This window comes from Mesorhizobium norvegicum (assembly GCF_004919685.1).
Classification (GTDB): domain Bacteria; phylum Pseudomonadota; class Alphaproteobacteria; order Rhizobiales; family Rhizobiaceae; genus Mesorhizobium; species Mesorhizobium norvegicum.
In genome coordinates this window covers 1-9,281 of sequence record NZ_SMYZ01000187.1, presented here as the reverse complement: position 1 = coordinate 9,281, position 9,281 = coordinate 1, and the positions used below count along the sequence as shown (strand labels likewise).

10 protein-coding genes are annotated in these 9,281 nt (G+C 63.2%); 4 read left to right on the top strand and 6 right to left on the bottom strand.

The features are described 5' to 3' along the window. Positions 1-18 precede the first annotated feature (18 nt). From FCU66_RS40595 to FCU66_RS40585, 3 genes are all read right to left on the bottom strand, one after another. Complete coding sequence (locus FCU66_RS40595) at positions 19-585, bottom strand: DUF6101 family protein (RefSeq protein ID WP_136621379.1); 567 nt, start codon at positions 583-585, stop codon at positions 19-21. A gap of 185 nt (positions 586-770) precedes the next feature. Then, complete coding sequence (locus FCU66_RS40590) at positions 771-2,201, bottom strand: FAD-binding oxidoreductase (protein ID WP_136621380.1); 1,431 nt, start codon at positions 2,199-2,201, stop codon at positions 771-773. Between the two features lie 9 nt (positions 2,202-2,210). Continuing rightward, a complete protein-coding gene (locus FCU66_RS40585; RefSeq protein ID WP_136621381.1) occupies positions 2,211-3,185 on the bottom strand; it encodes an L-threonylcarbamoyladenylate synthase in 975 nt (324 codons plus the stop codon). A gap of 188 nt (positions 3,186-3,373) precedes the next feature. On the opposite strand from FCU66_RS40585, the gene FCU66_RS40580 reads away from it, so the two are divergent. Together FCU66_RS40580 and FCU66_RS40575 are read left to right on the top strand one after the other, a co-directional pair. Then, complete coding sequence (locus FCU66_RS40580; RefSeq protein WP_168992121.1) at positions 3,374-3,877, top strand: hypothetical protein; 504 nt, start codon at positions 3,374-3,376, stop codon at positions 3,875-3,877. A gap of 178 nt (positions 3,878-4,055) precedes the next feature. After that, positions 4,056-4,442, top strand: a complete 387-nt coding sequence (locus FCU66_RS40575) for a hypothetical protein (RefSeq protein WP_136621383.1) — start codon at positions 4,056-4,058, stop codon at positions 4,440-4,442. 84 nt (positions 4,443-4,526) lie between these two features. Here FCU66_RS40575 and FCU66_RS40570 read toward each other — a convergent pair whose 3' ends face one another. Beyond that, a complete protein-coding gene (locus FCU66_RS40570) occupies positions 4,527-4,853 on the bottom strand; it encodes an ATPase (protein ID WP_136621384.1) in 327 nt (108 codons plus the stop codon). Positions 4,854-4,961: 108 nt separating this feature from the next. Further along, positions 4,962-7,283, bottom strand: coding sequence for a glycine--tRNA ligase subunit beta (gene glyS, locus FCU66_RS40565; protein ID WP_136621385.1), 2,322 nt, complete (start codon positions 7,281-7,283; stop codon positions 4,962-4,964). Positions 7,284-7,478: 195 nt separating this feature from the next. Here glyS and FCU66_RS41520 point away from each other — a divergent pair, with 195 nt between their 5' ends. Then, complete coding sequence (locus tag FCU66_RS41520; RefSeq protein WP_168992122.1) at positions 7,479-7,655, top strand: hypothetical protein; 177 nt, start codon at positions 7,479-7,481, stop codon at positions 7,653-7,655. 3 nt (positions 7,656-7,658) lie between these two features. On the opposite strand, the gene FCU66_RS40560 is transcribed toward FCU66_RS41520, so the two are convergent. Further along, positions 7,659-8,603, bottom strand: a complete 945-nt coding sequence (locus FCU66_RS40560) for a glycine--tRNA ligase subunit alpha (protein ID WP_136621386.1) — start codon at positions 8,601-8,603, stop codon at positions 7,659-7,661. Positions 8,604-8,804: 201 nt separating this feature from the next. Between FCU66_RS40560 and FCU66_RS40555 the strand changes: the two genes are divergently transcribed. Further along, complete coding sequence (locus FCU66_RS40555; RefSeq protein ID WP_136621387.1) at positions 8,805-9,266, top strand: GNAT family N-acetyltransferase; 462 nt, start codon at positions 8,805-8,807, stop codon at positions 9,264-9,266. Positions 9,267-9,281: the final 15 nt, after the last annotated feature.

Here is a 9,281-nt window from a genome sequence, read left to right as displayed (position 1 = left end):
CCATCTATCGGCTGGACACTAGTCCCTCGAAATGATTTCCTGGCCGTCGATGACCAGCCTGAGACCGAGGTCGCCAGCCCTGCGGCGAGCGAGGAAGCGCGGGCGGCGCGTGGTCGAAAGGCGGCCCTTGCGGCGATCCTGCGGTGGCAGCGTCTTGATGGCGGCGCCAAGCGATTCTTCCAGGGTACGGGCGACGCCGTCCGATTCAATCAGCAGCATCGGCAGACGATAGGCGTCGGCCCAGGCGCGCCAGTCGGCGGCGACATCGTCGAGATCGTCGGCGACCAGCAGCGGCACCGACAGCATCGGATCGTTGTGCAGGAGTTCCAGGGTCACCGTGACATTACCGTCCGGATCCTCCATGGCGCGGGCAGCAACGCCGCGGAACGCATTGGCGGGCAGAGCGATGATCGCCGGCACGCCGCTCATCTCGAGCAGGCGGCGGATCACGGCGCCGCGCTGGTCGATGGTGAAGGTCACATCGCCGTAGTCGTCGCGTGTCGCGTAGCTCACCACTTGCGGCAGGCGAAATGGGTCGAGACGCATGTTGCGTCCCGCCCAGACTGGCTTCAGTCCGGTGTTCATAGAGTGCCTTCCTGTCTGTCTCCTGAGAGCCGGTGTCCGGTTCTCTCCGGGCCGGTTTTTCCAGCCTCGTTTGTATGGAGACAGTAGCGCGGGCTCCTTACCGCCCCGCTTAAGAAAGTCGGTTAAATTTTGCTGATCTTAGGGATGGTTATCGGAATCCCACCAACCACAAGATGTTGAAAGGATCAGATAACCTTACCGGGATTCATGATGCCGGCCGGGTCGAAGGCAGCTTTCACCCGGCGCATCAGATCGATCGCCATCGGCGGCGCGGTGGCAATCAGTTCGTCCCGCTTCAACTGGCCGATGCCGTGCTCCGCCGAGATCGAACCGTGCAGGCTGCGCACGACGTCGTGCACCGCCTTGTTCATGGGATGATAGAGGGCGAGAAACGCCTCGTCATCGCCATCCACGGGCCGCGAGATGTTATAGTGGAGGTTGCCGTCGCCCATATGGCCGAAGCAGACCACGCGGGCACCGGCGCTCACCGACGCCACGGCGCCGGCGGCCCCCGCGATGAAACGCGGGATCGACGCAATAGGCACTGAAATGTCGTGCTTGATCGAGGCGCCCTCCGGTTTCTGAGCCTCGGGCAGCAGCTCGCGGAAATTCCAGAAGGCATCCCCCTGCCCGAGACTTGCGGCGATGACGGCGTCGCCGACGAATTCGTGTTCGAGGCCCGCCGAGAGCACGTCCTCGATCAACGCTCTCGAATCCTCCGATGAACGGCCGGACGAAATCTGCATCAGCACATACCACGGCCAGTCGTCGACCAAGGGCCGCACCACGCCCTGGGCGTGTGCCAGCGTAAAGTCGTATGGCCGCTTGCCGATCAGCTCGAAAGCGGTCAGTGCTGCCCCGGCGCGGTCCATGGCCAGGCTGAACAGGGAAAGTGCGGCCTCGGGCGACGACAGGCCGACGAAGGCCACCTCGCGCCCCTTCGGCTTCGGGAACAGCTTGAGCACGGCGGCGGTGATGACGCCAAGCGTGCCTTCGGCGCCGACGAACAGGTTTTTCAAATCGTAGCCGGTGTTGTCCTTCTTCAGCTTGCGCAGATCGTCGAACACTTCGCCCGTGGGCAGCACCACCTCGACACCGAGGCAGAGTTCGCGTGCATTGCCATAGGCAAGCACGCCGGTGCCCCCCGCATTGGACGACAGGTTGCCGCCGATCTGGCAGGAGCCTTGCGCGGCCAGCGACAGCGGGAACAGACGGTCGGCAGCGTCCGCTGCCTCCTGCAGCGTCTGCAGGATGACACCGGCCTCGACCGTCACAGTGTTGGACAGGACATCGATCTCGCGGATGCGGTTCAGCCGCGACAGCGACAGGATGATCTCGCGGCCGGAGGTGTCCGGCACCTGGGCGCCGACCAGGCCGGTGTTGCCGCTTTGCGGCACGATCGGCGTTCCCGTCTCGGTCGCCAGCCGCATGATCCGGCTGACCTCGTCGACGCTGCCCGGCCGCAGCACCAGTGATGTCGCGCCGTGCCAAAGCCCACGCCTCTCAATGAGATATGGCGCAATGTCGCGCTCGTCGCGCAGCGCATATTTATCGCCGACGATCGCGGCGAAGCGATCGATGAGAGCAGGATCGAGGGTTTCTGAAATTTCGGTCATTGGGGAAAACTATGTTGTGGGCCGTGTGTTGTCACGAGGTGCGGCGGCACGCGAGAGGCGATCGTTGATTGCTTCGCCGAGCCCGTCGAAGGGAACCGGCTCGACGGCGATGGTCGGCGCGCCACTGCGGTCGAGTTCCTGCATGTAGGCGAACAGATTGCTCGCCGCTTCGCGCAGGTCCCCGGTTTCGGATAAATTGAGGAAGGCGGCGGCGCGGCGCCAGCCGTCCGCCCGCTGGCCGCCAAAGCCGAGCAAGGCATCGCCATCGCCGACCGTGCCGGCGTTGAGCCGCATTGCAGCGCCCGGCGCATAGTGCGAGGCAAGCATGCCCGGCGCCTCGACGCCGGCGGCTCCGCCGCGCAGCAGCTCCATGCCGATGGCCGCCTCGATCTCCTCGGCGGCAATGCCGCCGGGCCTCAGCAGCCGCATTCTGTCCCCCTCGACCTTGACGATGGTCGATTCCAGCCCGACCGGGGTCGCGCCGCCATCGACCACCAGCTTTATGCGTGCGCCCAGATCGGCCGCCACCGCTTGCGCGGTCGTTGCGCTGATCTTGCCGGATGAATTGGCGCTGGGTGCTGCAAGCGGGCGGCCGAGCCTGGCGATCAGGTCGCCACCAAAGCCCCTCGGCATGCGCAAGGCGATCGTATCGAGCCCGGCCGTGACCAGCGGATGGATGCCGTTGCCGGGCCGCTGCGGCAGCACCAGCGTCAGTGGGCCGGGCCAGAATGCCAGCGCGAGTTTCTTCGACAGGGGATCGAACAGCGCGAGGCGCTCGGCCATCGCCATGTCGGCGACATGGGCGATCAGCGGGTTGAAGCGCGGCCGCCCCTTGGCTTCGAAGATGCGCGCCACGCCGATGCCGTTGGTGGCGTCGCCGGCAAGCCCGTAGACGGTTTCCGTCGGGATGGCGACGACATCGCCACCCCTAAGCAGCGCCAGCGCCCGCTCCAGCGCCTCGCCGACGGCAAGTATTTCAGCCACTCTCGTCACCTCATAGATGCGAGGGTGCGTAGTACGATGGCGGCCGTTGGGCAAGTCGGCTGTTGGGCAAGTCGCTGTTGGCCAAATGGGGCATTGGTGATTTATCAATTCCTAAAATGCTACGCTTCCGCGAAAGCCCGCATCAATTGCGGCCTGCTATTGAGCAGCTTCTGGGCAAAAGGGGAGCTATGTCCGTGTCTGTGCGCATACTGATGGGGATCGTTCTGGCCGCGGTGACCGGTGGGGCTCAGGCCTCGTCGCTGGTTTTTCCCGGCGCGCCGTCCTCGACACCATCGATCGTCAGGGTCGGTGCCCCCAACCAGCCTAAAACCGCCGAAGCAGCCAAGGATGCTCGGTCGGTGGTGGCGCTTGGCGCAGCAGAGCCCGACGTTACCTATGAAAAGGTGGCGGCGATCCCGGACAAGCCAGAGGCCAGGCATGGCTTCCAGCCAAGCCCGATGGTCATTCGTGGCGGCGTTACCGGTCCCGACTTCCCAGCACCGCCGCCAACCGCTGCGCCAGCGACAGGTGCCGCGCCAGCCGCTGGCACCGCGCCGGCGGCAGGCACTGCGCCGGCAACGGCCACCGCCTCCGCAGCCCCCTCGGGGAACGCCGAGACCCAATCCACCTCGCCGAACGCCCCGGCGCAGGTTGCAGGTCAGCGCATGCCTCCCAACGGCTACACCAAGTAGCCCGGCTCAAAGACAGCCTGACGTTCTTGGCGTGGCTTGACGGCGGTCTGGCGCCCGGCGCACCATTGCCGAGCAAACCCGTTCCGGTTTATGTCCGCCGCGGGACGCCATCGTCTGAATTTCGTCGAGCAGCCCTGGGAGACGGGATTTTATCGTTAGGGGCAAAAGGGGGTGGATCATGGGAAAATTCAAAATCGTCACCGCGGCCGGGCTTCTGCTGGGCTCATTGTTGGGTGGCGCGGCTCATGCCGATGACATGCTGGGATCTTATGTCGCGCGCATTTCCGATCGCGACCATCAGGCGAGTGACGGCTATGCGCTGGACAACGCCGCTCAAATGGTGCGGCAGGACCGCGCCAACTGGCACAAATTCCATCGCCGCGACAGCGACGATGAGGGCGATGGCTGGTTCAGGACCAACGACCAGCGCGCCGACCTGCAACGCATGCTGGAGCGCGGCGGCGCGATGAGTTCCTCGACCAAGCGGGCCATCGTCAATGGCGAACCGCTGATCCAGGTCGACGTCTACGAAAACAGCGTGCGCGTCAGCATCCTCGAGAACTAACGGGGTCAGCGTCCGGGAAGACTGACGAAAAAGGGCGGCGCGTCAGCGCCGCCCTGCCATCGATAGAATCGGCAGCTGAAAAAATCAGGCCGCTTCTTCCTTGTCGTCGTCTTCCTCGGCCTCGCCGTCTTCAGCTTCTTCTTCGGACTTTTCGTCGTCGCCTTCAGCCTTCACGCTGTCGTCGGCGTCGTCTTCGTCCTCATCTTCGTCTTCTTCATCTTCGTCGTCATCCGAGAGCGTGGCAGCTTCGGCGTCGTCGGACTCTTCGTCGTCGCCGTCTTCGTCGTCATCCGACAGGTCAGCGGCTTCGACCGCGGCGGCGGCGGCATGATCGGTTTCGGAAGCGGCTTCAAGCGCCTCGGCAGGAGCCGGGGTTTCTTCTGTCACTTCGATTTCGTGATCGGAATTCATGGAAGCCTCCGTGGGTTGGGGAACATGTCCCTTTTGCCACGGAGAGATCATCGTCATATGACTGTAAGCCGGCTCGAACGGCCGGTAGCGAAGAATATTTTCTTCGCCCTAACCGGCAATTTTCGAAAAATCCGCGACCTGACCGGTGGCCGCGCGGATACGGGCGAGCAGCGCCAGGCGGTTGGCGCGCACGGACACGTCCTCGTCATTTACGAGCACATGCTCAAAGAATGAATCAACGGGTTCACGCAACACGCTAAGCGCCAGCAGGGCGCCGGAAAAGTCATCGTTTTGAATCGCTTCGCCGGCTTGCTTTTCAGCCTGATTCACCGCTGCAAACAGCGATTTCTCGGCATTCTCGCGAAACAGCGTCGGCTCAACGGTTTCGGCGACCGCCGTTTTCTTCTTCTCCTCGGCAGCCAGAATGTTGGCCGCACGCTTGGTGCCGGCGAGCAGGTTCCTGCCGTCCTCGGTGTCGAGGAAGAAGCCCAGCGCCTCGACCCTGCGCACGATCTGCAGCAGGTCGTCGGACTGTGGCGTGATGACGGCATCGATGAGGTCGTGGCGTGCGCCCTGGTCGCGGAGGTAGACTTTGAGGCGGTCGTGGAAGAAGGCGAGGAGGTCCGGGACCAAAACCTCCATATGGCGATCGAGATCTCGCTCGATCGTATCGCGATCGAAAGTTTTGAGCTGTCCGGCGATAGCTGTAATCAAGGACTCGCTATCCCTCGGGTCACCAATATCAAATCCAGCCTTGGTTGCAGATTTGATAACTTCTAGTGGTCGCCGCACCTCTCTCATAAAGCGAGTGTTTGACCAATTCATCCATTGATTTTGTAGCGTCTTTCTTAGGCGCAACGAGGTGCCTGTCTCAATCAAAATCCTAACTACGCCAAGTGCCGCGCGGCGCAGCGCAAAGGGATCTTTGCTTCCCGTGGGCTTTTCATCGATGGTCCAGAAGCCGACCAGCATATCCAGCTTGTCCGCAAGCGCGACAGCGACCGACACCGGATCGCTCGGCACATAGTCGGACGGCCCTTGCGGCTTGTAGTGTTCCTCGACGGCTGCGGCCGCCGATGGATGCTCGCCCTGAAGTAGCGCGTATTTGCGACCCATGGCGCCTTGCAGTTCGGGGAACTCACCGACGACCTCGGTAGTAAGATCGGCCTTGGCTAAGACAGCCGCACGGCGCGCCAGCACGGGATCGGCGCCGACGATCGGCGCCAATTCTTCAGCCAGCCGAGCAATTCGCTCCACGCGTTCGCCTTGTGTGCCAAGCTTGGCGTGGAAAGTCACGCCGAGATGGTCGAGGCGGGCCATGCGCTGGTCGAGCGGCTTGCCCAGATCGAGCTCGAACTTTTCCGCAGATGCCCGCAACTGGTCGAGATCCGGCAAATCGCCCTGGTCGGTCGTCCAGAAATAAAGCGCGTCGGACAGGCGAGCGCGCACCACCTTGCCGTTGCCGTGGGCGATCTCCTTGCCACCATCCTTCGCCTCGATGTTGGCGGTGAGGATGAAGCGGTTGGAAAGCGCGTCGTCGACACCCTGCGGCCGCGTGACAAAGCACTTCTGGTTGGCGCGGATGGTCAGCCGGATCACCTCGGCCGGAATGGCCAGGAAAGCCTGCTCGAACTCGCCCATCAGCACGACCGGCCATTCGACCAGCCCGGACACCTCTTCCAGCAGCCCGTCGTCCTCGACCAGGTCGAGCCCGTTGGCGAAGGCGAGATTGCGGGCGTCGGCAAGGATGATCTCCTTGCGGCGGTCGGCATCGAGCACGACCTTGGCCGCTTCCAGCTTGGAAACGTAGTCGTCGAAGCGGCGCACGGTGATGGCATCAGGCGCAAGAAAACGATGGCCATAAGTGATGTTGCCCGAGCGGATGCCGTCGATCTCGAAATCGACCACGACAGGCTCTTCGGTCTCCGGGCCGAAGGTGCACAGGATCGATTGCAGCGGGCGCACCCAGCGCAACGAACCGGGCTTGGCCGAGGCCGGCCCCCAGCGCATCGATTTCGGCCACGGAAAATTGCGGATGATATCAGGCACCAGCTCGGCGATGATCTCTTCCGCCGCCCTGCCCGGCTTCGAGATGTGGGCGACGTAGAAGTCGCCCTTCTTCGGGTCGGAATGGACATGCGCCTCGGCGATCGAAGCAAGCCCGGCCTTGCGCAGGAAACCCTGAACCGCCTGTTCAGGCGCTGATGTCGAAGGTCCTTTGATCTCTTCGCTTATATCCTTCGAGCGCGCGGTCAGGCCCCTGATATCGAGCGTCAGCCGCCGCGGCGTCCAGTACTCGCGCGCCGCCTCATAGGTCAGTCCCGCCTCGACCAGACCGTCGGTCAGCATCTTCCTGAGATCGCCCGCCGCCTTGCGCTGCATGCGGGCGGGGATTTCCTCGGAACGAAGTTCTAGAAGCAGCTCGGGCATCGGGGTCAGCTCATGCGGGAGAGTGGTCCGCGCGGGGCATAGCAACTCGGCTGGCCGCTGTCACCCTTTCCAGAAATTTTGGTCGCCCTGTCGGGACGAGGCGATGCCACTCGTCCTTGGATCAAAGATTTCCATGAACCGAACGCAGCGCTGAAGCGACCCACGCTCAGGCAGGGAACATTTGGCTCAACGACCATGAAAACGGCATCCAGACTTCTGCAGATCCTCGCGCTCAGCGCCTGCTTCACCGCGCAGGCTCACGGCGCCTTCTCGATGCCGGGCGTTCGGCAGGCATTACGCACGATCGACGGTGCCAGCGGTCAAACCGTACCGCCGATCAACATTTCTCTCGAGATGATAAAGCGGGTCTGAAACTCAGGCCGCCAAGCCACCCGCCTGCGTCTTCAGAAACGCTTCGCCGCAGGCCTTGGCCAGATTGCGCACCCGCAGGATGTAGCTCTGCCGTTCGGTCACCGAAATCACACCGCGCGCGTCGAGCAGGTTGAAGACATGGCTGGCCTTGATGCACTGATCATAGGCCGGGAAAACCATACGGTGCATCGGCAGATTGTCGTTCGACGCCGGCGCGCCGGCGTCCAGCAGCGCCTTGCACTCGGCCTCGGCGTCCTCGAAGTGGCGCAACAGCATCGCCGTGTTGGCGTATTCGAAATTGTGGCGCGAATATTCCTGCTCGGCCTGCAGGAAGACATCGCCATAGGTGACCTTGTCGGCGCCTTCTCGGCCGTTGAAGTTGAGGTCGTAGACATTGTCGACGCCCTGCACATACATGGCCAGCCGTTCCAGCCCGTAGGTCAGTTCGCCGGCCACCGGCGCGCATTCGATGCCGCAGACCTGCTGGAAATAGGTGAACTGTGAAACCTCCATGCCGTCGCACCAGCATTCCCAGCCGAGGCCCCAGGCGCCCAGCGTCGGGCTTTCCCAATCGTCCTCGACGAAGCGGATGTCGTGCAGCAGCGGATCGACGCCGATCGCCGCCAGCGAGCCGAGATAGAGCTCCTGCAGGTTGGGCGGGTTCGGCTTCAGGATGACCTGATACTGGTAATAGTGCTGCAGCCGGTTCGGGTTCTCGCCGTACCGCCCGTCCTTGGGACGGCGCGATGGCTGGACATAGGCGGCGTTCCAGCGCTTTGGCCCGAGCGCGCGCAGCGTCGTTGCCGGATGAAAGGTGCCGGCGCCGACTTCCATGTCGTAGGGCTGCAGGATGACGCAGCCATAGGCCGCCCAGTAGTTGTGCAAGGTCAGTATCAGCCCCTGGAACGAGCGGCTGGGATGGATATGGCTGGGGATTTCAATGGTCACGGTGGCCTCGACAGCACAGGCTAGCTTGCCGGCACGTCCTAGAGACACGGCGGCGAAGCGTCAAGCAAAGCGCGCCGGTGCGGATCGCCGGGAGCGTGCGGGACGATGTTGAAAGCATTGCGACCGACTGGCCCATTGCCGGCCACGGGAGCCTGCGGTCTGTTCGATGCATCGTCCATGTCAATGACAACAGGTCCAGCCATGCCCAGCCCGATCATCATCCGCCCCGTTGCGCGCCAGGATTTCGAGCAATGGCTGCCGCTGTGGGACGGCTACAACGCATTTTATGGCCGCTCGGGCGAGACGGCCCTGGCAAGCGAGATCACCCAGATGACATGGTCGCGCTTCTTCGATGCCTATGAGCCGGTGCATGCGCTGGTGGCCGAAAGCGAGGGACAGCTTCTCGGCCTCGTGCACTACCTCTTCCATCGCAGCACCACGGCGATCGCGCCGAATTGCTACCTGCAAGACCTTTTCACCACTGAGGCCTCGCGAGGAAAAGGCATCGGCCGGGCGCTGATCGAGGGCGTCTATGAGCGCGCCCAGGCCGCCGGCTCAGGCCGGGTGTACTGGCTGACGCATGAAACCAATCACACGGCGATGCAGCTCTATGACAAGGTCGGCGAACGCTCCGGCTTCGTCGTCTACCGGAAGATGTTCTAGTGTCCTGATTCCGAA

Coding starts and splice junctions, on each gene's coding strand:
- FCU66_RS40555 (WP_136621387.1), top strand. CDS start 8,805: ATGCCCAGCCCGATCATCATCCGCCCCGTTGCGCGCCAGGATTTCGAG.
- FCU66_RS40590 (WP_136621380.1), bottom strand. CDS start 2,201: ATGACCGAAATTTCAGAAACCCTCGATCCTGCTCTCATCGATCGCTTC.
- glyS (WP_136621385.1), bottom strand. CDS start 7,283: ATGCCCGAGCTGCTTCTAGAACTTCGTTCCGAGGAAATCCCCGCCCGC.
- FCU66_RS41520 (WP_168992122.1), top strand. CDS start 7,479: ATGAAAACGGCATCCAGACTTCTGCAGATCCTCGCGCTCAGCGCCTGC.
- FCU66_RS40580 (WP_168992121.1), top strand. CDS start 3,374: ATGTCCGTGTCTGTGCGCATACTGATGGGGATCGTTCTGGCCGCGGTG.
- FCU66_RS40575 (WP_136621383.1), top strand. CDS start 4,056: ATGGGAAAATTCAAAATCGTCACCGCGGCCGGGCTTCTGCTGGGCTCA.
- FCU66_RS40570 (WP_136621384.1), bottom strand. CDS start 4,853: ATGAATTCCGATCACGAAATCGAAGTGACAGAAGAAACCCCGGCTCCT.
- FCU66_RS40595 (WP_136621379.1), bottom strand. CDS start 585: ATGAACACCGGACTGAAGCCAGTCTGGGCGGGACGCAACATGCGTCTC.